23 protein-coding genes are annotated in these 24548 nt (G+C 69.0%); 15 read left to right on the plus strand and 8 right to left on the minus strand.

Annotation, left to right across the window (positions count from 1 at the left end):
- Positions 1-12 precede the first annotated feature (12 nt).
- From A5678_RS23430 to truA, 3 genes are read left to right on the plus strand one after another with little or no spacing between them, the layout of a single operon-like run.
- Entirely contained in the window at positions 13-1056 is a 1044-nt protein-coding gene (locus tag A5678_RS23430; RefSeq protein ID WP_067950710.1) for a DNA-directed RNA polymerase subunit alpha, read from the plus strand.
- A gap of 59 nt (positions 1057-1115) precedes the next feature.
- The gene (rplQ, locus tag A5678_RS23435) at positions 1116-1772 is read left to right on the plus strand and encodes a 50S ribosomal protein L17 (protein WP_068047589.1); all 657 of its coding nucleotides are present in this window, start codon (positions 1116-1118) and stop codon (positions 1770-1772) included.
- The gene (gene truA, locus A5678_RS23440) at positions 1750-2610 is read left to right on the plus strand and encodes a tRNA pseudouridine(38-40) synthase TruA (protein WP_082945706.1); all 861 of its coding nucleotides are present in this window, start codon (positions 1750-1752) and stop codon (positions 2608-2610) included. The genes rplQ and truA overlap by 23 nt, the downstream gene beginning before the upstream one ends.
- On the opposite strand, the gene A5678_RS23445 is transcribed toward truA, so the two are convergent.
- Positions 2607-3227 carry a cutinase family protein gene (locus tag A5678_RS23445; protein WP_068047751.1) on the minus strand — a complete coding sequence of 207 codons (621 nt, stop codon included), beginning with the start codon at positions 3225-3227 and terminating at the stop codon, positions 2607-2609. The genes truA and A5678_RS23445 overlap by 4 nt on opposite strands.
- A 57-nt stretch (positions 3228-3284) precedes the next feature.
- Positions 3285-4142 (minus strand): cutinase family protein, encoded by an 858-nt coding sequence (locus tag A5678_RS23450; protein ID WP_068047592.1) that lies wholly within the window; start codon positions 4140-4142, stop codon positions 3285-3287.
- Between the two features lie 120 nt (positions 4143-4262).
- Here A5678_RS23450 and eccB point away from each other — a divergent pair, with 120 nt between their 5' ends.
- Positions 4263-5630, plus strand: coding sequence for a type VII secretion protein EccB (gene eccB, locus A5678_RS23455; RefSeq protein ID WP_068047595.1), 1368 nt, complete (start codon positions 4263-4265; stop codon positions 5628-5630).
- Here the strand turns inward: eccB and mycP are convergent.
- Positions 5595-6878, minus strand: a complete 1284-nt coding sequence (gene mycP / locus A5678_RS23460) for a type VII secretion-associated serine protease mycosin (protein WP_068047598.1) — start codon at positions 6876-6878, stop codon at positions 5595-5597. The two genes, eccB and mycP, sit on opposite strands and share 36 nt — an antisense overlap.
- Complete coding sequence (gene eccD, locus A5678_RS23465) at positions 6875-8302, minus strand: type VII secretion integral membrane protein EccD (RefSeq protein WP_068047756.1); 1428 nt, start codon at positions 8300-8302, stop codon at positions 6875-6877. The genes mycP and eccD overlap by 4 nt, the downstream gene beginning before the upstream one ends.
- Before the next feature lie 92 nt (positions 8303-8394).
- Between eccD and eccCa the strand changes: the two genes are divergently transcribed.
- The 9 genes from eccCa (at position 8395) to A5678_RS23510 (ending at position 18385) form a co-directional block, all read left to right on the plus strand.
- Positions 8395-12084, plus strand: a complete 3690-nt coding sequence (gene eccCa, locus A5678_RS23470) for a type VII secretion protein EccCa (RefSeq protein WP_068047601.1) — start codon at positions 8395-8397, stop codon at positions 12082-12084.
- Positions 12081-13304, plus strand: a complete 1224-nt coding sequence (locus A5678_RS23475) for a type VII secretion-associated protein (RefSeq protein WP_068047604.1) — start codon at positions 12081-12083, stop codon at positions 13302-13304. Before eccCa ends, A5678_RS23475 begins: the two co-directional genes overlap by 4 nt.
- A gap of 50 nt (positions 13305-13354) precedes the next feature.
- A complete protein-coding gene (locus A5678_RS23480) occupies positions 13355-13672 on the plus strand; it encodes a WXG100 family type VII secretion target (protein ID WP_068047759.1) in 318 nt (105 codons plus the stop codon).
- Positions 13673-13687: 15 nt separating this feature from the next.
- Positions 13688-13984: a WXG100 family type VII secretion target gene (locus A5678_RS23485; RefSeq protein WP_068047607.1), complete on the plus strand. Its 297-nt coding sequence runs from the start codon at positions 13688-13690 to the stop codon at positions 13982-13984.
- A 230-nt stretch (positions 13985-14214) separates the two neighbouring features.
- Entirely contained in the window at positions 14215-14658 is a 444-nt protein-coding gene (rplM, locus tag A5678_RS23490; RefSeq protein ID WP_068047610.1) for a 50S ribosomal protein L13, read from the plus strand.
- Positions 14655-15143, plus strand: coding sequence for a 30S ribosomal protein S9 (gene rpsI, locus A5678_RS23495; RefSeq protein WP_082945708.1), 489 nt, complete (start codon positions 14655-14657; stop codon positions 15141-15143). The genes rplM and rpsI overlap by 4 nt, the downstream gene beginning before the upstream one ends.
- Before the next feature lie 149 nt (positions 15144-15292).
- On the plus strand, positions 15293-16630 hold the full coding sequence (gene glmM, locus A5678_RS23500) for a phosphoglucosamine mutase (protein WP_068047613.1): 1338 nt from the start codon (positions 15293-15295) through the stop codon (positions 16628-16630).
- Positions 16631-16673: 43 nt separating this feature from the next.
- The gene (locus A5678_RS23505; RefSeq protein WP_068047616.1) at positions 16674-17003 is read left to right on the plus strand and encodes a type VII secretion target; all 330 of its coding nucleotides are present in this window, start codon (positions 16674-16676) and stop codon (positions 17001-17003) included.
- Positions 17004-17005: 2 nt separating this feature from the next.
- Complete coding sequence (locus tag A5678_RS23510; protein ID WP_068047619.1) at positions 17006-18385, plus strand: hypothetical protein; 1380 nt, start codon at positions 17006-17008, stop codon at positions 18383-18385.
- A 4-nt stretch (positions 18386-18389) separates the two neighbouring features.
- Here the strand turns inward: A5678_RS23510 and A5678_RS23515 are convergent, their stop codons facing one another.
- Genes A5678_RS23515 through A5678_RS23530 form a run of 4 tightly spaced genes read right to left on the minus strand, consistent with a single transcriptional unit; the run spans position 18390 to position 20931 of the window.
- On the minus strand, positions 18390-19433 hold the full coding sequence (locus tag A5678_RS23515) for an LLM class F420-dependent oxidoreductase (RefSeq protein ID WP_068047622.1): 1044 nt from the start codon (positions 19431-19433) through the stop codon (positions 18390-18392).
- A gap of 50 nt (positions 19434-19483) precedes the next feature.
- Complete coding sequence (locus A5678_RS23520; protein WP_068047625.1) at positions 19484-19834, minus strand: ester cyclase; 351 nt, start codon at positions 19832-19834, stop codon at positions 19484-19486.
- A 24-nt stretch (positions 19835-19858) separates the two neighbouring features.
- Entirely contained in the window at positions 19859-20698 is an 840-nt protein-coding gene (locus A5678_RS23525; RefSeq protein ID WP_068047628.1) for a dienelactone hydrolase family protein, read from the minus strand.
- A 23-nt stretch (positions 20699-20721) separates the two neighbouring features.
- Positions 20722-20931, minus strand: a complete 210-nt coding sequence (locus tag A5678_RS23530; RefSeq protein WP_068047631.1) for an Rv1535 family protein — start codon at positions 20929-20931, stop codon at positions 20722-20724.
- Positions 20932-21568: 637 nt separating this feature from the next.
- Between A5678_RS23530 and glmS the strand changes: the two genes are divergently transcribed.
- Both glmS and A5678_RS23540 read left to right on the plus strand, forming a co-directional pair.
- On the plus strand, positions 21569-23437 hold the full coding sequence (gene glmS, locus A5678_RS23535) for a glutamine--fructose-6-phosphate transaminase (isomerizing) (protein ID WP_068047634.1): 1869 nt from the start codon (positions 21569-21571) through the stop codon (positions 23435-23437).
- 101 nt (positions 23438-23538) lie between these two features.
- On the plus strand, positions 23539-24438 hold the full coding sequence (locus A5678_RS23540; protein WP_068047636.1) for a DUF4436 domain-containing protein: 900 nt from the start codon (positions 23539-23541) through the stop codon (positions 24436-24438).
- Positions 24439-24548: the final 110 nt, after the last annotated feature.

A 24548-nucleotide genomic window follows, 5' to 3' on the forward strand; every position in this document is an offset into this window, starting at 1 on the left:
AGAAGAAACACCATGCTGATCTCTCAGCGACCCACACTGTCGGAGGAAGTCCTCACCGACAGCCGCTCCCAGTTCGTCATCGAGCCCCTGGAGCCCGGATTCGGTTACACCCTGGGCAATTCGCTGCGCCGGACACTGCTCTCGTCGATTCCCGGCGCGGCGGTCACCAGCATTCGCATCGACGGCGTGCTGCACGAGTTCACCACCGTCGCCGGAGTGAAGGAAGACGTCACCGCGATCATCCTGAACCTCAAGGGCCTGGTCGTGTCCTCCGAGGAGGACGAGCCGGTCACCATGTACCTGCGCAAGCAGGGCCCGGGTGCGGTCACCGCGGGTGACATCGTGCCGCCCGCCGGTGTCACGGTGCACAACCCCGAGATGCACATCGCGACGCTGAACGACAAGGGCAAGCTCGAGGTCGAGCTCGTCGTCGAGCGCGGCCGCGGTTACGTCCCGGCGGTGCAGAACCGGGCCTCCGGTGCCGAAATCGGCCGCATACCGGTTGATTCCATCTACTCGCCGGTGCTCAAGGTGACCTACAAGGTCGACGCCACCCGTGTCGAGCAACGCACCGACTTCGACAAGCTGATCCTGGACGTCGAGACCAAGAGCTCGATCACCCCGCGCGACGCGCTGGCTTCGGCCGGTAAGACCCTGGTCGAATTGTTCGGTCTGGCACGCGAACTCAACGTCGAGGCCGAGGGCATCGAGATCGGGCCGTCGCCGGCCGAGGCCGACCACATCGCCTCGTTCGCGCTGCCGATCGACGACCTGGACCTGACGGTGCGGTCGTACAACTGCCTCAAGCGCGAGGGTGTGCACACCGTCGGCGAGCTGGTGAGCCGCACCGAGTCCGACCTGCTCGACATCCGCAACTTCGGTCAGAAGTCGATTGACGAGGTGAAGGTCAAGCTGCACCAGCTGGGCCTGTCGCTCAAGGACAGCCCGCCGAGCTTCGACCCGTCGCAGGTCGCCGGCTACGACGTGGCGACCGGCACCTGGTCCACCGAGGGCGCCTACGACGACCAGGACTACGCGGAAACCGAACAGCTGTAATAGAAGTCCGTCCCGGCCCTACCTGATACGGGGGCCGGCCCCACTTAGGAGATAGCGCAATGCCCAAGCCCACCAAGGGCCCTCGCCTCGGCGGGTCATCTTCGCACCAAAAGGCCTTGCTGGCCAATCTGGCGACGTCGCTGTTCGAGCACAACCAGATCAAGACGACGGAGCCGAAGGCGCGCGCGTTGCGGCCGTATGCGGAGAAGCTGATCACGCATGCGAAAAAGGGCACGCTGCACAATCGTCGAGAGGTTCTCAAGAAGATCCGCGACAAGGACGTCGTGCACAAGCTGTTCGAGGAGATCGGGCCGTTCTTCGCCGACCGCAACGGCGGCTACACCCGGATCATCAAGGTGGAGCCACGCAAGGGCGACAACGCTCCGATGGCCGTGATCCAGCTGGTGCTGGAGAAGACGGTGACGTCGGAGGCCGACCGGGCGCGCCGGGTGAAGGCGACCAAAAAGGCTCCGGAAACCAAGGAAGCTCCGGTCGCGGCGGCGGCGGCACCTCAGGCAGCGGTCGAGCCTGAGGAAGCCGTCGGCCCGACGGCCGAAGAGGTGACCGAGCCGGCCGAGACCTCGGAAGCCGAGGCCGGCGAAGCCGGCGAGGCCACCGACGCTCAGGCCAAGGCCGAGGAGAAGGCCGACAAGGCCGTCGCCGCGCGGGCCGAGGCCGAGAAGGCCGCCGAGGCTGACGAGGCTGACGAGAGTTAGCGACGCCGTCCGTCTCAGGCTCGACATCGCCTATGACGGAACGGAATTCGCGGGCTGGGCACCCCAGTCCGGTCAGCGCACGGTTGCCGGAGTGCTCGACGAGGCGCTGACGACGGTCTTCCGCACGCCGATGCGGCTGCGGGCGGCCGGGCGCACCGACACCGGTGTCCACGCCACCGGGCAGGTGGCCCACGTCGACGTGCCGTCGTCCGCGCTGCCGAACGCCTATCCGCGCGCCCCGCGCATCGGGGAGACGGAATTCGAACCGCTGGTGCGCCGACTGGGCCGGTTCCTGCCCACCGATGTCCGAGTGCTCGACATCGTCCGCGCCCCAGCGGGTTTCGACGCCCGGTTCTCGGCGCTGCGGCGTCATTACTCCTACCGGTTGTCGACGGCGCCCTACGGGGTGGAGCCGCAGCAGGCCCGCTACGTCACCGCCTGGCCGCGCCCCCTGGATGTGGGCGCGATGGCCGCCGCGTCGCGAGACCTGCTGGGATTGCACGACTTTGCGGGGTTCTGCCGTCAGCGGGAGAACGCCACCACCATCCGCGACCTGCAACGCCTGGAGTGGTCGCGCGACGGCGACCTGATCACCGCGCATGTCACCGCCGACGCGTTCTGCTGGCAGATGGTGCGGTCGTTGGTGGGGGCGCTGCTTGCGGTGGGCGAGCACCGGCGCCCGGTGTCGTGGTGCCGCGAGTTGCTCACCGCCACGAGCCGTTCCAGCAGCTTTGCGGCGGCGCCGGCGCACGGGCTGACGCTGGTGAGCGTCGACTATCCGCCCGATGACCAGCTGGAAGCGCGCAACCTGGTCACCCGGGACTTGCGTACCCGCTAAACCTTGGTCGCGACGAAATGCGCGGCCTGGTTGGTCAATCCGGGCACGTAGTTCAAGTGCGATGCCCACCGGGTGCCGCCCGAGCAGATCGGGTCGCCCGGGTTGCACAGGTCGATTGTCTTGCCGGCGAATTCCGGGGTCAGGGCGCTCATCAGCCCACCCGCCCGGCTCGACGGATTCCCGAACAGGGCGACGGCGGCGACGTGATCGGCGGCCGCGGCCGGCAGGGGCTGGCGAAAGCCCAGGCCGGGCAACGGTGCGGCCGTGACGATGTCGACGACGGCGGCCCCCTGGGAGTAACCGCCGAGCACCAGCTTGGTGTTGGGGCAGTTGCCGGCCATCTGCTGGATGTGGTTGCTGGCGTCGTTGGCGCCGTCCGCGGCGGCCAGGAAGTCCTTATTGGCCGGGTAGTTCACCCCATATGCGCCAACGCTTTTGCCGGTCTGCTGGCGCAGCGAGTTCACGAATGCCCCGCCGACCTTGCCGACGCCGGGCGGTTCGTCGGTTCCGCGGGCGAACACCACCTCAACGCCGGGGCACGAGGCGAAGGCCTGCGGAAGCAGTTGGGGAGCAACCACTATCGCGGCGCCGGCGAGCAGCCCGGCGCCCAGCGTCAACGGAATGAGCCGCACCCCACGATGTTAGGGGCGCGTTGGTCGCGGGCCGGTAACGATTCAGACGAGAGGAGCTTGCGGAGTCACCGTGGTCGGCGCGGACGGGGCGGGCGTGGGACCGGTTCCGCCGTGGATCGAGGGCGGGGACCCGGGCGGGGTCTGCTGCCCGTAGATCGGTGACGGCTGGCCGCCGGGCTGTGTCGGAACGGGGCCGAGCGGCGGCCCGAACCCGGGCACCGACTGACCCGAGCCGGCCAGTAACTTCTGGGCGACGAACGCCGCGGCCTGGGTGGTGTACACGGGGACGTAGCCCTCGGTGTGCCCGCTCCACTCGTTACCGGGGCCCGCATGGCAGATGGGGTCGTTGGGGTTGCACAGGTCGATCGCCTTGGATCCCAGCAGCGCGCTCTGGCTGGGCAGCGTGCCGCCGGCGCGGTCCGCCACGTCACCGAAGGTGGCGACGGCCGCGATGTTTTTCGCGTACTGCGCCGGCAGCGAGTTACCCCAGCTGATGCCGCCGATCGGCACGCCGGCCACGATGTCCATCACCGATGCGCCCTGGGAGTAGCCGCCCAGCACGATCTTGGTGTTCGGGCAGGTTTCGACGCTCTTCTTGACGCGGTCGATGGTGTCGTTGGCGCCGTCACCGCCGTGCAGCTGCAGCTTGCTGGCGGCGTAGTTCACGCCGTAGGGCAGGATGTTCAGGTTGGTCTGCTGGCGCAGCGAGTCCACGAAGGCGTCGCCCACCCGGCCCAGACCGGGCGGCTCGTTGGTGCCACGGGCGAAGATGACCTCGACGTCCGGGCAGTCGAAGGCGGAGGCTGTTGGCGCCGTGGCGGGGGATAAGACCAGGCCAGAGGCAGTGACCAGTGCAGAGGCCCCGAGCCCGACGCAGCGACCTATCCGGTGAGAAAGCACGCCGTAACTTTACCTACCCTAAGCACGGTTCGAAAGTTCGCTGACCTGTGGATCAATTAAGCGGCCCCAACGTCGGCCGCTCTACCGTATGCGCAACGACTACGCAGGTTGGGGGAATGAATGCCCCGTCAGCCGACCACGCGGCTGCACATCAGCGGATACCGGTTCCTGCTGCGTCGCCTCGAGTGCGCGTTGTTGGGCGGAAACATCCATACCCTCAGCGCCGGCTCGCGCGCGCAGACGGTGGCGCTGACGATCGGGTGCGCGCTGGCGGCGATCGCCATCGCGGGAGCTGCGCTCCTTGCTTTGCTGCGGCCACGTGTGAAGCTCGACGGCGCCCAATTGGTGATGGGACAGGAATCCGGAGCGCTTTATGTGCGGGTGGGCGATACCTGGCACCCGGTCCTGAACCTGGCGTCGGCCCGGTTGATCGCGGCGACGGCGGCGAATCCCCGGCCGGTGCCCGAAGCGGACCTGGCCCGCGTCAAACGTGGGCCGCTGCTGGGTATTCCGGGCGCACCGCACTTGATCGGCGAGCCGCTGTCGGCGGACGAAGCGGCCTGGACGATCTGCGATGCGGACGGGGCCGCCGCGACGACGGTCGTCGTGGGCCGCACAGACGACGCGATGGTCTGGCGGCTGAGTACCGGGCAGGCCGCCCTCGTCGTACCCGCCTCGGGTTCGCCAACCTATCTGCTCTACGACGGCAAGCGGGCGCTGGTGGACCTCGCGGACGCCGCAGTGGTGCGCGCACTGCGGCTGGAAGGCCGGGCGCCGCGACGCGTGTCCTCCGCGTTGCTGAACGCTATCCCCGAGGCGCCACCGATCAGGACGCCCCTTATCCGCGGCGCCGGCGGAAGAGCGCCCGCGGTGCCCGCATTTGCGGTTGGAAGTGTGGTGCGCATCACACGGGCCGGGGGTGATGAGTACTACGCGGTGCTCGCCGCCGGGGTCCAGCGCATCGGAGAGGTGGCCGCCGACCTCCTGCGCTCCAGCGACTCCCAGGGCACGACCAATGCCATCCCGGTGGCCCCCGATGCGATTCGCACGGCTCCGGTCGTCGAGGCGCTGCCGGTGGCCGGCTTCCCCGACCGGGCGCCCACCCTCGCGGACGGCAGCGCTTTGTGCGTCTCGTGGCAGCCCGGTCCACCCGGTCAATCCAGCGTCACCTTCCTGGCCGGAAGTCGGCTGCCGCTGCCGGTCGGTCAGTCGCCGGTGACGTTGTCCCAGGCCGACGGCCCGGGCCCGGCGCTGGACGCCGTGTACCTGCCGCCCGGCCGAAGCGCCTACGTGCGAGGCGGCACGCGGTACCTGGTCACCGACAGCGGGGTGCGGTTCGCGATCCACGACGACGACGCCGCACACGACCTTGGGCTAGCGGCGGCGAACCCGGCGCCGTGGCCGGTTCTGGGGGCCCTTCCGGCCGGACCGGAGCTGAGCAGAGAGAAGGCGTCAACCGCCCGTGACTTCGTGGCGGGAAGTCCGTAGTCGCCGCCTGGCCACACCGGCGGCCAGCGCAACCCCCAGCGCGGCGAGGCAGGCGGCGACGCCGCGCAAAGCGGTGTCCCGCGCGTGGTCGTTCTGTGGTGCGGCCGGTGGCGGTGCGGCGATCGGCGCGGGCGTAGGCGTCGACGTGGTCCCGGGTGGACCGGTATCGGTGCTGACCGCCGACAGCGCGTCGACGGTGCCGTTGCCGACCAGGGGGTCCCAACCGGCGGGTGGGTGATGCGCAGTGGACTCGATCCGCTGCATCACTTGCCGTGCGGACAATATCGGAAACCGCGCCCGGATCAGCGCGGCCAGCCCACTGACCACCGGCGCGGCATAACTGGTGCCGGACACCGGTTCCGAGCCGAGTGGTGTCACCGCCTCGCCGGGGGCCGCGACGTCCACCCAAGGGCCGGCAAGGGTGAAGGCCGACGGCGCGCCTTCGGGATCCACCGAACCGACGGTCAGCACGAAGTCGTCGTACCACGCCGGGCTGACCGCAACCGTGGCCGTCTGCCAGGTGGAGTCCGGGCGCTGGGGAGGGCACTGCCCGGCTCCGCCGGTGTTGCCGGCCGCGGCCACGATGACGACATTCTTGACGTCGACGGCGTAGGCCAGCGCGGCGCCCAGCGCGCGATCGTCGAGCGCCGACGCGACCGGAACGCAGGCGACCGAGGAGATGTTGATCACCGACGCGCCGAGATCGGCGGCGGTGCGGACGGCTTTCGCCATGGTGTCGACGTCGCCGACGCCCCCTTGGGACCGGTCGTTGGCGGGGGAGAACTTCCCGCTGGACTGGCGAATGCTGATCACGGTGGCTTCGGGAGCAATGCCTGAATCCGCTGTAGCAGCGATGATTCCGGCGACCAGGGTGCCGTGCGCGTCACAATCCTGGGCCCCGTCGCCGCCGGACACATAATCCCCGCCCGGCACCACACCGGATAGCAGGCGATGCGGCGAGACGCCGGTGTCGATGACCGCGACCCGTTGTCCGGTGCCACGGGTGAGCTGCCAAACCCGCGCCAGGTCGAGGAGGTCAGTCAGCCGGTTAGGCGCCGATCCGGTCGTCATCGTCGCACAAACCTCGCGTTGCACGGTCGGCCACGGGGGCGCGGGCCGCGCGGGCTTCGGTAACCACCTATCGTCGATCTGTGGCGGCGAAACCGCTTGCGCCCGCGGCGCTCCGAGCAGCGCCACCCATGCCAGCGCCGACGCCGACAGGAGGCGGACGACGCGCGAGGTCCTCACTTGAGATTCAATCCCCGGACGGCGCCATAGAGTCCACATATCCAGCACGTCAGTGGGACCAACACAACCAGGCCCAGCCACTCCAACGCATCGAAGCTTCGCCGCGTAAGCGGCGAAAGCGACATCGCCGGAGCGGCGAAACCGAGGTACAGCGCCGCGGCGCTCAGCGTTGCCGCCGCGGCGGCGACCCACGGCCCGTGCCCGGTTGTGCTCAAGGCGCCGACACCGAAAGTTGTTCCCACCACGGCTATTCCAGCGATGGCGAACGTCTGCGTTCTTGTGTCGTCACCGGAACGCGCCCGTAGCAGGAGCAAGGCGCCGGTGATGCTGCCGAATGCCATGCAGGACAGGCGAGGTGCGCCGGCCAGAACGGTGACGACGGCGCCGACGGCCGCCGCTGACGAAAACCCGCCAAGCAGGCTCGACAACCAGGCGTCGGCGCGGAGCGCTTGCGCCGCCAGGTGGGCCGCGCTTGCTTCGGTCCCGTCCATTTCCGCTGGCGGCGACAGCTGGGGCGACAACCCCGCCAATACGATCGACACCCGCGCCGCCGCCCCAAGCAGGCCCAGTGACAACAGCGCCGCGCCCGCGCCGAGGGCGTGCGGCGGGGTGGCGGTGATCACCCCCACCAGTGCGGCCACGGCGACGATCGTCGCGACGCACGCTACGGCGGTCAGGGTGACCACGCCACAGCCCGATGCCCGCATCGCCAACACGCAGGTGACGGCGGCCGCTGTCGCGGCCAGCAATACGTTGCAGACGCCGGGGGCGCCAGGCACCGCCAGAAAACCGGCGAGGGCCGCAAACGCGGTGGCCATCGCGCTCAGCGCCAGCCCGGCGATCGCGTTCCGAGAGGCCCGGTGCGCAACCACAGCGGACAGCAGTGCGACCAGGGCGGCGCCTGCCGCCACGCCCGCCGTCGTGCGGAGCCCGTGGTCGGGGTTGCCGCTGAGCGCATTTCGCACGAGCGCGAGCATGCCGATGGCGGTCGAGCAGCTCGCGCCGACCGCACCGATGCGCCGGGCCGCTAGTCGACGCCGGGCATTTGTCCCAGGCTCCGGAGCCGACGACAGCGCCTCCGCCATGGCCTCGGCGACGTCGTGATGACGAGTGATCGGTGGCGGGGCGGACGACCGGCTCAGTAGCAGAACGGCGCCATCGGCAATGTCGTTCTGCGCCAGCGTCTTCGATGGATCCAGGGCCGAGGAGCCTGGCGGTGACAGGTGATAGCGCCTGGCGGTCAGATCGTCGTCGCCGTCGCGGACCTTTAGGAGGTCGACGATCGATGGCGTCAGAATGGCGACGGGAATCCCGGCCGGTAGAGACAGGTCGACGGCATCGGCGCCGGAATGGATTGACACACGGCGCAATCCCGGATCGGTCGCAGGCAACGGGGACCCCTTCGGTTGGATTGCCGCGAACATAGCCAGGTTTCGGCCGCCGGGCATGCGGTTGTCCACAGGTGACTTGTCGTGGTTTTCGGTGCTACCTACGGTCGCGAAAGAGGAGGGAGGAGATGACCCAAGTCTTCGTGCCCGGAGCGCGGCTCCGGCCACCGGCTGTACCGACCGCGGACCTCGTTGTCGATCCGCCGCCCGGGCCACCGTCTCCGGCGGCACCAGGCCTGCTGCGCCTGTTGCCGGCGGTGCTGACCGTCGCCGGAATGAGCGTCATGGCGGCGGTCTTCGGGTCGGGGCTGGGCGGCAGCCGCGCCCCGATGTTCCTGGCATTCCCGATCGTGATGCTGGCCTCGTCGGTGGTGACGGCTCTGGCCGGGCGCGGGGGCCGCCAGGGCGGCGGCATCGACGTCGAACGCCTTCGCTACCTCGAATACCTCAGCCGGCTGCGCGCAATCGTCACCGAAACCGCTGTGGCACAGCGTTCGTCGCTGATATGGAGTCAGCCCGACCCCGACACCCTGTGGACATTGATCGGCGGCCCCCGCATGTGGGAGCGGCGGGCGACCGACCCCGACTTCTGCCTAGTTCGATTCGGCACTGCCACCCAGCCGCTGGCCACCCGCCTGGTAGCCCCGCCGACCGGCGAGCCTGCCGACCCGGTGATCACCACCGCCCTGCACCACTTCCTGCGCACGCATTCCACGATCGTCGCGCCGGCGGCCATCGGCTTGCGGGGGCTCCCGCGTGTGAGGGTCGACGGCGATGCGACCGCGGCGCGGGGGACGCTGCGCGCGATGATCTGCCAACTTGCCGTCTTGCACCCTCCCGATGAGCTACTGATCGTCGCGGTGGCCAGCGACCGGAGCGGTGCGTGGTGGGAGTGGCTGAAATGGTTGCCGCACAACCAGCATCCGACCGCTGCCGATGGGTTGGGCGCGGTTCGGATGGTGTATCGGAGTGTGCGGGAGGCGCGAAGCGCGCTCACGGGTGCGGGGCCGGCGCACGCGGTGGTGATCGCCGACCTGGACGAGAACGTCGACGACTTCGGGGGCGCGACCCTCGTCGAGGTCGGCAGCGGTCGCGACGGTGCGCCGGTGACGCTAAGCCGGCCGGGTGAAGCTCAGACGCTGACGGATCCGGACTGGTTGGACCCCCTGGACGCGCTGGTATGTGCACGCCGGTTGGCGATGTACCGGGCCGGCACGGCCCTTCCCGGCGACAACCGTGCGGATTGGCCGGGCCAGGCCGGAATCGGCGATGTGGACGATTTCGATCCGGTCCTGTTGTGGCGCAGCCAACACCACCGCGATCGGCTTCGCGTCCCGATTGGGACCCGGGCTGACGGCACCCGGGTGGAGCTGGACATCAAAGAGGCCGCGGAGAACGGCATGGGCCCACACGGCCTCTGTGTCGGCGCCACGGGGTCGGGCAAGTCGGAGCTACTGCGCGCGATCGCACTGGGGATGATGGCGCGTAACGCTCCCGATGTGCTCAATCTACTGCTCATCGACTTCAAAGGCGGAGCAACGTTTCTCGATTACGCGCGAGCGCCGCACGTGGCCGCGGTCATCACGAACCTCGCCGACGACGCGCCGCTGGTAGCTCGGATGCGCGACGCCCTGGCCGGTGAAATGAACCGTCGACAACGGCTGCTGCGCGAGTCGGGCTGTGTCAGCGCCGCGGCATACGAACGGGTGCGCCGGGCCGGTGCCGCATCGACGGCCCTGCCCACCTTGTTCGTCATCGTGGACGAATTTTCCGAGTTGCTCAGCCAGCATCCGGATTTCGCAGACCTGTTCGTGGCGATCGGGCGGCTCGGCCGGTCGTTGGGCATGCATCTGTTACTGGCCAGCCAACGACTCGACGAGGGCCGGTTGCGCGGACTGGATGCCCACCTTTCCTATCGGCTCTGCTTGAAAACCCTATCGGCCGGAGAATCGCGCGCGGTGCTGGGAACACTCGACGCCCATCAACTGCCGAATACTCCTGGGGCGGGTTACCTCCGCACGAGCGACGGAGAGCTGACCCGATTCCACGCTGCATACGTGTCGGGACCGCTGCATGCCGGTACCCCGGCCGCAGCACCCGTTCCGGGACCTTCCGTGCGTCCGTTCGGCACTCAGAGAGTCGGCGCGATCGCCCATGCCATCGAGGCCCGCGGATCCACCGAGCGGACGGTCCTGCACGCGGTCCTGGACCGGTTGTCCGGCCACGGGCCGCCCGCGCATAGAGTCTGGCTGCCGCCGCTGGGCAGGGCGCCCGAGCTGCACAGCCTGCTTCGCGATGCTGTGCTCGAGCCGGCCGCCCTGACGGTTCCGCTCGGCATAGTCGACCGTCCCTTCGAGCAGTCCCGGACACCGCTGATGGTCGATTTGCGCGGAGCCGCAGGCAATGTGGCGGTTGTCGGGGCGCCGCAGGCGGGTAAGTCGACGGCACTGCGCACATTGATCACGGCGCTGGCGGCCACTCACGACCCGGTGCAGGTGCAGTTCTACTGCCTGGATTTCGGCGGCGGGACGTTGACATCGACACGGGCAATCCCGCATGTCGGTGCGGTCGCCGGCAGGGCCGAACAGCGACTCGTCGCGCGGATCGTTGCCGAATGCGAGTCGGTTGTCCGTTCGCGGGAGGCCATCTTCGGTGACCACGGAATCGGGTCGATCACGCAATACCGTCAGCTACGGGCGCAACGCACGGCGCCCGACACGGATCAGTTTGGGGACGTCTTCCTTCTCGTCGACGGCTGGGCGACTCTGCGCGAGGAATTCGGCACGCTGGCGGAGTCGATCACCGCTCTTGCGACGCAAGGCCTTTCGTTCGGCGTGCACGTCGCGTTGTCAGCCTCGCGATGGGCCGAGATCAGGCCGGCACTGCGGGACCAGATCGGCACCCGCATCGAGCTGCGGTTAGGTGACCCCGCCGATTCCGAAGTGGACCGCAAAGCCGCGCAACACGTGCCCCACGGCAAACCGGGCCGCGGTCTTGCCGGCGACGGTTCGCACATGATGATCGCCCTGCCCCTGGCCGAGATCGGTCCGGCCGAATCTGTTGCTCCGCCAATACCGTTGCTGCCCAGCATGGTGGAGCGTGACACCCTCGTAGACCGGGTGGGCGGCGGACAAATCGTTTTGGGCATCGACGAGCGTCGGCTGCGGCCGGTGACGTGTGAGTTCGACCGACAGGCTCATCTTCTCGTGGTTGGCGACAAGGAGTGCGGGAAGACCGCGACGCTACGGACACTGTGCCGCGAGATAGTCCGGACGAAGACCCACGCGCAAGCCCACCTCGTGGTCGTCGATTTCCGGCGCTCGCTGCTCGGCGTCGTCGAGTCCGAGCACCTCGCGGGGTATGCCATGTCGCCTGGCGCGCTCGCCGGAATGCTGCCAGACCTGCTCGACCTGTTGCGGCGCCGAATGGCCCCGGCCGACGCGAGCCATGCCCAACTGCGTTCCGGTGCCTGGTGGTCGGGGCCCGATCTCTACCTCGTCGTCGACGATTACGATCTGGTCGCCGGTCCGGCAGGCAACCCGCTGGCGCCGATCGCCGAATACCTGCCCTACGCAACGGATCTGGGGTTGCATCTCGTCATAGCGCGGCGCAGCGGTGGGGTGGAGCGGGCGTTTTTCGAGCCGTTGCTGGCGGGCCTACGTGACCTCGGCTGCATGACGCTGGTGATGAGCGGATCTCCCGTCGGGGACGTGCCGTTCGCATCCCGTCGCCCAGCGCGGTTACCGCCCGGCCGCGGTTTCCTGCACACCAGCGCGGGCGACGAAGAGCTCGTCCAGGTGGCCTGGACTCGGCCGTGAACGCACATCGCGCGGTCGTCGAAGCGGGTCCCGGCACCGTCCGCCGATTATGTTGCGGGGCAAGCGCGGTCGCTGACAACGAGGCGTCCGAGATCGTTCGGGCGGCCCTCGACGCGATAGACGATCGGGTCACGTTGGTGGGCGGGCACCCGGTCGCCGTTGCTTCGCTGTGGCGTGAAGCGCTGCGATCGGCGGCCTGTACGCGCGGCAAGGGCACGGTCGTCGTGCATCCGTCCTGGTGGTCGTCGTCGCGCGTCGGGGTGGTCAGCGCGGCAGCGGCCACCGTGTTCGATGGTGTCCTGGCGCGACCCCGGTCGTGGTTGCTGACGCGGGCTGCCTTTGCGGAATCGTCGGTCGTAGTGGAGATCACCGAGCGGATGGTGGTGATAGGTGGCGCCGAAGTCGCCGTAGCGCGTCGGCCGCAACCGCGTCGCGTCGCCGACGAGGTGGCGACCATCGTCGCCGGCCTGCCCGCTGCCACCGTCCTGATCGACACGCCGGGCACGGTCGCCGGAGCGACCGCCCTTGCGGCGTCGATCGCCGACGCGGTGCGCGGCGGCGGGCAGACTGTGCTGCGAATCGACGACGCCCGGCTGGCCCGGCTGGCCCGATCCGGGGCGTCCGATCACGACGAGCCGACTGAACAACGCGGACCTGGCGATCGTGTCCGATCGCGCGCACGGACACTGAGCGGTCTCGGCGCGGCCACCATGGTGCTGGCCGCGGCGGCCCCGGCCGCCGTCACCCTGGGCCGGCACGGCACGGTGGCCCCGTCGCGGGTGGAGGCCGCGCCCCCCGCATTCCTGGTGGAAGGCCGGATCGCACTCACGGTGCCCGCGGATTGGCCCACCCAACGAGTGGTCGCCGGGCCGGGCTCGGCCCGTGTGCAGGTGACTTCGCCGTCCGATCCGGAAGTGGCCTTGCACGTCACCCAGTCACCGATCGCCGGCGAGACGCTGAGTGGTACCGCCGAGCGGTTGAAACACGCGATCGACGCCGAACCCCCGGGTGTGTTCGTCGACTTCAATCCCTCCGGGACCAGTGCCGGCAGACCGGCGGTGACGTACCGCGAAGTCCGCGCCGGCCATCACGTGCGATGGGCGGTGTTCGTGGACGGGCCGGTCCGGATCAGCCTCGGGTGCCAGAGCCGGCCCGCGATGGAAGATGCCGTCCGCGCGGTCTGCGAGCAGGCGGTACGGTCCGCCCACGCCATCGGATGAACCTGGGAATCGGGTGGAACCAAATGAGGATCGCCGGGGTCGAACTCAATATGGCTGCACCTGACACACTGAGTACCGACTTCGACCTGATGCGGTCGGTCGCGGGGATGACGGACGCCCGCAACGAGGAAATCCGGGCCATGCTGCAGGCGTTCATCGGCCGCATGAGCGGGGTGCCGCCATCGGTATGGGGTGGGGTCGCGGCCGCGCGGTTCAAAGATGTGGTGGATCGCTGGAACGCCGAGTCGTTGCGGCTCTATCACGTCCTGCACGCGATCGGCGAGACGATTCGGCACAACGCGGCCACGCTGCAGGAGGCCGGCCACGACCACGCAAACCACATCACCGCCGCCGGCGGGAAACTGTGATCGAAGGGATCATCCGTGGATTCGGCGCTTTCCTATGACTTCGGCGAAATCGAGTATTCGGTGCGCCAGGAAATCCACACCACATCGGCGCGGTTCAACGCGGCGCTGGACGAATTGAGGTCGCAGATCGCCCCGTTGCAGCAGCTCTGGACCCGCGAGGCCGCGGCCGCCTACCAGGTTGAGCAGCAGAAGTGGCACCAGGCGGCGACCGCCCTCAACGAGATGTTGATCGACCTCGGAAACGCGGTGCGCGACGGCGCAGACCAGGTGGCGGACGCCGATCGGCGGGCGGCCGGCCTCTGGGGACGGTAGCCGCGCCCATGGCCGTCTGTGTGGTCCCGGTCGGAGGAGAGCCGCCGGGACCACACAGTCGTTTTGACCTGCGGGGACACGCATCGGTAAGCTGCTCGGTTGGCGTGCGGTACGCCGGGCCTCGGGTCAATGTCGGTCGCCGAGAACCCTTCCTTTCGGACCCACCGCGAACGCCTGACCGGCACCCGGCTCGACCCGGGATCCACCTCGAGAAAGAAAAGGTAAGCGCTGTGCCCACCTACGCGCCAAAGGCGGGTGACACCACGCGGTCGTGGTACGTCATCGACGCCACGGACGTGGTGCTTGGCCGTCTTGCCGTCGCGGCAGCCACCCTGCTGCGCGGCAAGCACAAGCCGACGTTCGCCCCCAACGTCGATGGCGGTGACTTCGTCATCGTCATCAACGCCGACAAAGTCTCCCTCAGCGGCGACAAACTGCAGAGCAAGCTGGCTTACCGCCACTCGGGGTATCCCGGCGGCCTGCACTCGCGCACCATCGGCGAGCTGATGGACAAGCACCCCGACCGCGTCGTCGAGAAGGCGATCGTCGGCATGCTGCCCAAAAACAAGCTCAGCCGTCAAATCCAGCGCAAACTCCACGTCTACGCCGGCCCGGAGCACCCGCACGCCGCTCAGCAGCCGGTTCCGTACGAGATCAAGCAGGTGGCCCAGTGACCGAAACTACCGAGGCCCTGGAATCCACGGCCACCCCGGAGACGCCTGACGTTCCGGCCGAGGCGCCCGCCCCCGCGGCCGCCGAGGCGTACGTCTTCGACCGGCCCATCCAGACCGTCGGCCGCCGCAAGGAGGCCGTGGTGCGGGTGCGCCTGGTGCCCGGCACCGGCAAGTTCGACCTGAACGGCCGCAGCCTGGAGGACTACTTCCCCAACAAGGTGCACCAGCAGCTCATCAAGGCTCCGCTGGTCACGGTCGACCGGGTGGAGAGCTTCGACATCTTCGCCCTGCTGCACGGCGGCGGCCCGTCGGGGCAGGCCGGTGCGCTGCGCCTCGGCATCGCCCGGGCGCTGATCGTGGCGCAGCCCGAGGACCGGCCCGCGCTGAAGAAGGCCGGCTTCCTCACCCGTGACCCGCGCGCCACCGAGCGCAAGAAGTACGGCCTGAAGAAGGCCCGCAAGGCGCCTCAGTACAGCAAGCGCTGATCAACCATCACTTTCTGGCCGCAACGGGGCTTCGAACTGGGAAGCCCCGCGCTTGCGTCGGCGTGTCTGCGCGCAAACGCGCCCCGTTTCGGTCAGAAAAGAACGGGCACGTTAGGTGCTGAACCGTCGATTGTGAGAGGTTTGTCCGCATGGGCCGACTATTCGGCACCGATGGCGTCCGCGGGGTCGCCAATCGGGAGTTGACCGCCGAACTGGCGCTGGAGCTGGGCGCCGCGGCCGCCCGGCACCTGGCGAGTTCGGGCGGACCGGGCCGGCGCGTCGCCGTGATCGGCCGCGACCCCCGGGCCAGCGGCGAGATGCTGGAGGCCGCGGTGATCGCCGGGTTGACCAGCCAGGGCGTCGACGCGCTGCGGGTCGGGGTTTTGCCCACGCCCGCGGTGGCCTACCTGACCGGCGCGTATGACGCCGACTTCGGGGTGATGATCTCGGCGTCGCACAACCCGATGCCTGACAACGGCATCAAGATCTTCGGCCCCGGCGGCCGCAAGCTCGACGACGACACCGAGGACCGGATCGAGGCGCTGGTCACCGCGGAGGCCGGGCCGCGCCCCGTCGGCGCCGGGATCGGCCGCGTCATCGACGCCGAGGATGCCGACGACCGCTACCTGCGCCACCTGAGCAAGGCCACCACGTTGCGGCTCGACGGCCTGACCGTGGTGGTCGACTGCGCGCACGGCGCGGCCTCGTCGGTGGCGCCGCGCGCCTACCGCGCGGCCGGCGCCCGGGTGATCGCGATCAACGCCGAGCCCAACGGCCTCAACATCAACGACAACTGCGGCTCGACACACCTGGATTCGCTGCGCGCCGCGGTCATCGCCCACCGGGCGGACCTCGGCCTGGCCCACGACGGCGACGCCGACCGCTGCCTGGCCATCGACGCCAACGGCGACCTCGTCGACGGCGACGCGATCATGGTCGTGCTCGCGCTGGCGATGCGGGAGGCTGGCGAGCTGGCCTCGGACACGCTGGTGGCCACCGTGATGAGCAACCTCGGGCTGCACCTGGCCATGCGCTCCGCCGGGATCACCGTGCGCACCACCGGCGTGGGTGACCGCTATGTCCTCGAGGAACTGCGGGCCGGCGATTTCAGCCTCGGCGGCGAGCAGTCCGGCCACATCGTGATGCCCGCGCTGGGTTCCACCGGGGACGGCATCGTCACCGGACTGCGCCTGATGAACCGGATGGTGCAGACGGGCTCGTCGCTGACCGCGCTCGCCGCGCCGATGCAGACCCTACCGCAGGTGCTGATCAACGTCCGCGTCGCCGACAAGGACATCGCCGCCGCGGCGCCCGCGGTGCGCACCGCCGTCGGCGACGCCGAGGCCGAACTCGGCGACACGGGCCGAATCCTGTTGCGCCCCTCCGGAACCGAGCCCGTCATCCGGGTCATGGTGGAAGCGCCCGAGGCGGACGTCGCCCAGCGCGTCGCGAATCGAGTCGCCGAGGCGGTCAGCTCCGCACACTGAATGCGGACGGAACCCCGGCGCATCTCCGAGCGTCGGATTAGGCATGAGATTCGACAGGGGAGTACGACCGGCCACGTTGGCCCGTACCGAGATTGACGTTCCGGCGACGCACCGAATCGCCGACCAATTCCGCGCCGCCGCCGACATCATCGACCGCGCCCTCAGCGATCAGCTGGGCCGGTTGGCGTTCGGCGGGCCCAGCGCGGGGCGGGCACACACCGCGCGAGGTGAGGCGCTGCGGGTCGAGCTGGAGCGGCTGGCCGCCCAAGTCGCGCAATGGTCGCGCGCGTCGGTCGAGATCGCAGCCGCCCTGCGGGCCAGCGCCGACCGCTACGCCGACGCCGAACTGTATGCCGCGGCACGGATCGCCTGATCGTGGCCGACCGGATGGACGTCGCGGAGCGCCTCGCCGAGGGCCTGCCCGCCGTCGAGCACACCCAGAGTTATGTGCAGGCCTGCCATGTCGAGGGCTACCACCATCCCGACCTGACGGCGCACCCCACGCAGGTCCGCGACTGGTACGACACCGAAGACGGCCTGGACCTGCGCACCCTCGACCGCGACTGCGCGGAGCTGCGGGCGGCGGGCGAGACGGTCATGGAAGCGCTGCGGATACAGCGCGCCCAAACGGCCGAGCTGGCCGCGGCGTGGACCGGCCCGGGCGGCGAGGGCGCGGCGCGGTTTCTTCAGCGCCACTGTGACGCCGCCGCCGCGGTGGTCACCGAACTGCGCGCGGCGGCGCAACGGTGCGAATCGCTGCGCGACAACCTCTGGTACTTGGTCGACTCGAAGGTTGCGACCGCCATCGCCGTAGATGACCGCACGCAGGCGCAGCGACCGGCGTGGTTGGCCGCCGCGGCCGCGGTCACGGCCGGGGCGGGCGATCGGCAAGCCGCCGAAGAGGTGGTGCGCGCGCAGGTGATGCCCTACGTGGACAACGAGATTCGCGACGACTGGCTGACCACGATGCGCTCGACGCGCGACGGGGTGGCGACCTCCTATGACATGGTCACCGACAGAATGTCCGCCGTGCCGACGGCGCGCTTCGAAGCCCCCGGCGATCTCGGGCCCGGTTACCAACCGTTGCGGCCGTTCCCATCCAGCGCACCGCCCGTCGCGGTCACGCAACCGGCCGCGGTCCCGAGCCCGCCGGTGGATCCGACTCTGACGGCGCCGAGCCCACCGGCGGATCCGCCGGTCGATCCGGCGCCGACCGCGGCGACGCTCGCTCCGGCACCGGTCCCGGCCGCGTCCCAACCGGACTGGGGAACCGGGCTCGGTGCTGGCGCCGGCATGCCGGCGGGTGATCTGAGCGGTGGCCTCGGCGGCGGGGGAGCCGGTCTCCTCGGGTTGGCCGGCAGGATCGTCGACGCGGTCGGCGGTCTGCTCGGCTCGGCGGGTGACGAGCGGGGCGCCGCCGATCCCTTCGACGACGGAGATGCCTTCGACGAGGACCCCTTTGAGGCGGACGACAAGGACGACGAGACCGACACTACGGGCGACGAGCCCGCGAAGGCCGAAGACGCCGAGGACACCGAAGAGACCCAGCCCGAGGCGGCGGCTCAACCGGTCGACGCACCTTTACCTGCCGATGCGCCGGTACCTGCCGGTCCGCCGCCACCGCCGATTGCCGCCCCGGTCGACGCGCCTGCCCCGGCTGCCGCTCCACCGGCGGGGGATCCGCCGGCTCCGGCGACCGACGGGAAGACGCCCTGCGAGATCGCCGCCGACCAGCTACCGCAGGCGGGACAGTGAGGGCTCAGGCGGGGCGCAGCTGCAGCACGTCCTCGACGAAGCGGATGGATTCTGCGCGGTCGGTGGCCAGCGGGCTGAGCAACAGCGTCGTCACGCCGGCCTCGGAGAACGCCGCCAGACGTTCGGCGACGTACCCGCGCGGGCCGACCAGCGACATGCCGCGCACCAGTTCGTCGGGCACCGCGTCGATGGCCTCCTTCTTGCGGCCGGACAGGTACAGCTCCTGGACCCGGTCGGCGACCTCGCCGAACCCGTAACGCGTGGCGAGGGCGTGGTAGAAATTGCGGCCCTTGGCGCCCATCCCGCCGAGGTAGAGGCCCAGCTGCGGCTTCACCCACGCCAGCCGGTCGTCGACGTTGTCGCCGATGGCCACCGACGCGTGCACCATGACGTCAAGCGGCCCCAGCGCCGGATCCCGCTTGGCCGCACCGGCCGCGAGCGCGTCGCCCCACACCGACGCGGCCTTGTCGGGAAGGTAGAAGACGGGCTGCCAGCCTTCGGCGATCTCGGCGGTCAGCTCGACGTTCTTCGGGCCGAGCGCCGCGATCGTGATCGGAATGCGTTCGCGCACAGGATGATTGATGAGCTGCAGCGACTTGCCCAGACCCGTTCCGCGGCCCCGCGGCAACGGGATCTGGTAGTGCTTGCCGTTGTACTCCAGCCGTTCCCGGCGCCACACCTTGCGGCAGATCTCCACGATCTCGCGGGTGCGGCTCAGCGGGGCGGCGAACTCGACGCCGTGAAAGCCCTCGATCACCTGCGGTCCAGACGTGCCGATCCCCAGCCGGAAGCGCCCGTCGGACACGAAGTCAAGCCCCGCGGCCGTCATCGCCAGCAGCGAGGGCGTGCGGATATAGATGGGAAACACGCCCGAGGCCAACTCGACGGTGTTCGTCTTGGCGGCCAAGTACCCGAGCTGGCTCACCGCGTCGAAGGCGTACGCCTCGGCCACCACCGCGATGTCGATGCCGGCCTGCTCAAGCTCGACCACGCGGTCCACGGCCTGATGAAAGCCGCCCGAATAATCCAGAGCGATCCCGATGCGCATCCACGACAGATATCACGGCGGCACCCGCGCGCCGCGACGGCTCGGGAACTTCAGCCCGCCGAGGTGCCCGTCCAGTACTCCGCGAAGCGCTGACCGTCGCCGTCGAGGCGGAGGATGTCGTTGCCGGTGAAGTGGACCGGGCCGTCCGGGCCGCGGCCCGTGCCCACCCAGCGGCCCGCCACCAGGTCGCCCTCGGACAGCGGGCCGAGCTCGATGGCAAAGGTCAAGTCCGCCATCATGTTTCGGGTTTCCTCGACGATCCGCTGAAGCTCGGCCGGGCCATGAACTTCGCGGCCGGGCCAGTGCCCCACGAAGTCGTCGGTGACGATCTCGGCCGCGACGGGGCGGCCGGCCCACAGCTCGGTGATCCAGCGGGCATACAGCGCTGGCACGTTCGACACAGTGGGCAATTACCCGCTACCGCATCACTTCAACAGCGCCACGATCTTCTCTTCCAAGGCAACCGGCGCCGCCTCGGGATCCAGCGGATCCGTCTTGGGCAGGTGGGCGTCGGGATCGGCGAAGTCGCGGTACGTCTTGTCGCCACCCAGCGTGTAGAGCAGGTAACCGGTCAGCAGCGCGCGGACCGTGCGCTGCGTGCGTCGGTGCGGGCTGGCCAGGCCGAACACCTTCGTCAACCGCCGGCCCTCCACCAGCCCGCCCGGCTTTGCCTTGCTGACGATGCGCAGCGTGGCCGCCTCCCACGCGCGGGACAGCGACAGCGCGTTGGACGTCAGCGACTGCGGATCCCCGGGTGCGGTCAAGATCAACCCCGGCAGCTTCAGCGTCGTCGCCGGTGCCTCGGCCGGGGGGCTGGTGACGGCGGGAAACAGCGCCGCCCCCGCGGCCAGCTTGTTCGGTATGCCGGCCGCGGCGAACACCGCGGCCGAGCCGCCGAAACCGTGCCCGGCAACGCCGAGCTTGGCGGGATGCACGCTGATCTTGCCCGGCCCGAGCCGCACACCCGACACGATGTCCAGGGCGGTGCCGAGGTCGAAGGCGAAGTTCAGGACGGAGGGGGCCAGCCCGCGCTCGGTGTCGGGGGCGCCGGCCACGATGCCCCACGACGCGAGATGCTCGAGCAGGCCCGAATAGTTGGCGGCCTTGGTGAGCCAGTCGTGACCGAACGCGATCCCGGGCAGATTCAGCCCCTCTTCCGGCGTGTACACCACCCCGGGCAAACCGGCAAACGCCAGGTCACCGCGCAAAACGCGATGCGGGCCACGGCGGCTGAGGGCTGCGACGAGCTTGCGGGTGCGGGCCACGCGTCGACGTTAGCGCATCGCGCTCAGGCCCTGACCTCGATCACGCCCACCCGCCAGAGCACCGCATACACCTGGCGCAGCGGGATGCTCAGCAGTCGGGCGGCCGCGTCCACCATCGGGTCGCCACCGCCGATCGGCTCACGGCGGCGCCGCTTGGCTGCCGGCGCCGGCGTCAGCGTCAGGCTGGCCCCGGGCGAAGTGGTCACCACATCGTCGAACAGAACCGCAGTCATGATTCTCCCCTTGAAGAAGGCTTACAAAAATTTCGGATTAACAGTTATGAACATTTACCTGTCCGGCGGTTTACTTCTCCGTATTGAGCGGAATTGATTGCAGGATTTTAAATGGAGGCACTGGGTAGCTGGACTGTCGGCATTGATGTCAGTCATAAACGGTTATTGCTGAAAAGATTTGTTCGCGCTGCGCGCATGAGCACCGGATAGATCCAGGTGATGATGTTCAGGCGGGCGTCAACAAGCTGTCCTTTCTGCTGGCTTCGCTGGTTGCCAGTCTTGGCTGATATGCAGAATTCTAGGTAGCTGGATTGCTAGAGCGATGGCGCAGACGAAAACGCCACAAATACATCAGGTGAAGACGTTTCTACCGTTTATGAAGACAACATGAAGCGGACGGTCAGCGTGCCTGCGGGGGAAATCCGGGTGGATTTGTCCACGACGTCCACCGGGCTCCGTCCCAGTAGCGGTGCCCGGCGGCGGTGCTGGCAGAAGAAGACCGCGCCAATGTGCTTGCAAAGTACGAGATGAAAACCGCGGTAGGGGCCGGTCGACGTGGGCCTTTCGCGCAGGTGGGGGCCCTAACGTCAGCGTCGGCATGCCGTGCTGGGCCGAAGGCTGCACTACCCTGTTGTGAATGTGCGGAATCGTCGGCTACGTCGGGCAGCAGCCTGCCTGCAAGGTCGTCATGGATGCGCTGCGCCGGATGGAGTACCGGGGCTACGACTCCTCGGGGATCGCACTGGTCAACGGCACCGGGACGCTTACCGTGTGCCGCCGCGCCGGTCGGCTCGCCAACCTGGAGGAAGCGGTCGCCCAGATGCCGCCGGAATCGCTGAGCGGCACCACCGGCCTGGGCCACACCCGCTGGGCCACCCACGGGCGCCCCACCGACCGCAACGCGCACCCGCACCGTGACGCTGCCGGCAAGATAGCCGTCGTCCACAACGGCATCATCGAGAACTACCCGATCCTGCGCCACGAGCTGGAGGCCCTGGGCGTGGAATTCACCAGCGACACCGACACCGAGGTCGCGGTGCACCTGGTGGCGCGGGCCTACCGGCACGGCGAGACCGCGGGCGACTTCGCCGCCTCGGTGCTGGCGGTGCTGCGCCGGCTGGAGGGCCACTTCACGCTGGTGTTCACCAACGCCGACGAGCCCGGCACCATCGTGGCCGCCCGCCGCTCCACGCCGCTGGTGATCGGGATCGGCGACGGCGAGATGTTCGTCGGCTCGGACGTGGCCGCGTTCATCCCCCACACCCGCAACGCCATCGAACTCGGCCAGGACCAGGCCGTGGTGATCACCGCCGACAGCTACCGGATCACCGACTTCGACGGGAACGATGAGGCCGCGAGTGCTCGCCACTTTCACATCGACTGGGATCTGGCCGCCGCGGAAAAGGGCGGCTACGAGTACTTCATGCTCAAGGAGATCGCCGAGCAGCCCGCCGCGGTGGCCGACACTCTGCTCGGGCACTTCGTCGACGGCCGGATCGTGCTCGACGAGCAGCGGCTCTCCGACCAAGAGCTCCGCGAGATCGACAAGGTGTTCGTGGTGGCCTGCGGCACCGCGTATCACTCCGGGCTGCTCGCCAAATACGCGATCGAGCACTGGACCCGGCTGCCCGTGGAAGTCGAATTGGCCAGCGAATTCCGCTACCGGGACCCGGTGCTGGACCGCAGCACCCTGGTGGTCGCCATCTCGCAGTCCGGGGAAACCGCCGACACGCTCGAAGCCGTCCGGCACGCCAAGGAGCAGAAGGCCAAGGTGCTGGCCATCTGCAACACCAACGGCTCGCAGATCCCCCGCGAATGCGACGCCGTGCTCTACACCCGCGCCGGTCCCGAGATCGGCGTCGCTTCGACGAAAACGTTCCTGGCCCAGATCGCCGCCAACTACCTGGTGGGCCTGGCGCTGGCGCAGGCCCGCGGCACGAAGTACCCCGACGAGGTCGAGCGGGAGTATCGGGAGCTGGAAGCCATGCCGGACTTGGTCGCGCGGGTGCTCGCGATGATCGAGCCGGTGGCCGCCCTGGCGTATCGGTTCGCGCAGTCGGAGACCGTGCTGTTCCTGGGGCGCCACGTCGGCTACCCGGTGGCGCTGGAAGGCGCGCTGAAACTCAAGGAACTGGCCTACATGCACGCCGAGGGATTCGCCGCGGGCGAGCTCAAGCACGGCCCGATCGCGTTGATCGAGGACGACCTGCCCGTCATCGTCGTCATGCCCTCGCCCAAGGGGCAGGCCACCCTGCACTCCAAGCTGCTGTCCAACATCCGGGAGATCCAGGCCCGCGGCGCGATCACCATCGTGATCGCCGAAGAGGGCGACGACACCGTGCGGCCCTACGCCGACCACCTGATCGAAATACCTTCGGTGTCAACGCTTCTGCAGCCGTTGCTGTCGACCATCCCGCTGCAGGTGTTCGCCGCGTCGGTCGCGCAGGCCCGCGGCTACGACGTCGACAAGCCGCGAAACCTCGCCAAGTCCGTCACCGTGGAATAGGCGAGCATAGCCAGCGCCGCTCCGGCCGTATCGCCGCGAAAACCGCAGTCGCTCCGCTAAGTTTCCCTGGGACAGATCGACTCCACAGGGGTAGGAGCAGCATGCGATCGTCGGCCAGAAGATTCGCCGCGGTGGGTGTCATCGTGCTCATCGTCGGGACCTACGTCGCGCTGATCGAGCTCTACCAGAACACGGTCGAAACGGTTTCGGCCGGCACGCTGAACGACAACGCGGAGACGGCCACCCGGAGCACGGCGACGTTGACCGTGGAAGAGATGCAGTCGAACTACAGCGCGGTGGTTGCCAACGTGGCTGTCGCACCCGGACCCGCGATGTTGGATCCGGTCACCCACCGTCTCAAGGAAGACCTGATGGTGCGCGTCAGATCGTCGGCCCAGCCCAGTCGACGCGACTACACGAAAGGCATGCTTCCCGGCGTCTTTCCGCTCCCGCTGACCATCGCGGGTCACGTCGAACGCTGGCCGTTCGACAACTACACCTCGGGGCCGATCGAGGTGCAGCTATTCCATGGTGGCGATACGACGAAACCGCCCGAGCTCATCCCGGTGCGGCTCGTCGACCACCTGCCCGGATTCAAGGTCTCCGCGACCAAGATCGCCAGCCACGAGGGGTACAGACTGAGCGTGCGCCGCGCGATGAGTACCGCGGTGTTCGGGATCGTGATTTGCGGTGTGCTCATCGCCATCGCCGTCCTGGGCCTGTTCGTCGCCGTTCAGACGATGCGGGACCGGCGAAAGTTTCAGCCGCCGATGACGACGTGGTATGCGGCGATGCTCTTCGCGGTGGTACCGCTGCGCAACGCGCTTCCCGGGTCGCCCCCGTTCGGGGCATGGATCGATGTGACCATCGTGCTCTGGGTGATCGTCGCGCTCGTGGTGGCGATGCTGCTCTACATCGCCTGCTGGTGGCGGCATCTGAGGCCCGAGGTCCCCGAGGTCGCCGCCCCGGCGCCGGATCCGGTCCCGGTGCCGTCGGGCTGACCCCCGGGATTGGATCGAATTCCTTCCGTTTCAAGATGTTTCCGCCAGCTGTTCCACTACATTGCCCCCTGGGCAAGCGATTCATCCGTGAGACGGCCTCGGGGCCAAGC

It is taken from the genome of Mycobacterium sp. E2733 (genome assembly GCF_001667585.1).
Taxonomy (GTDB): domain Bacteria; phylum Actinomycetota; class Actinomycetes; order Mycobacteriales; family Mycobacteriaceae; genus Mycobacterium.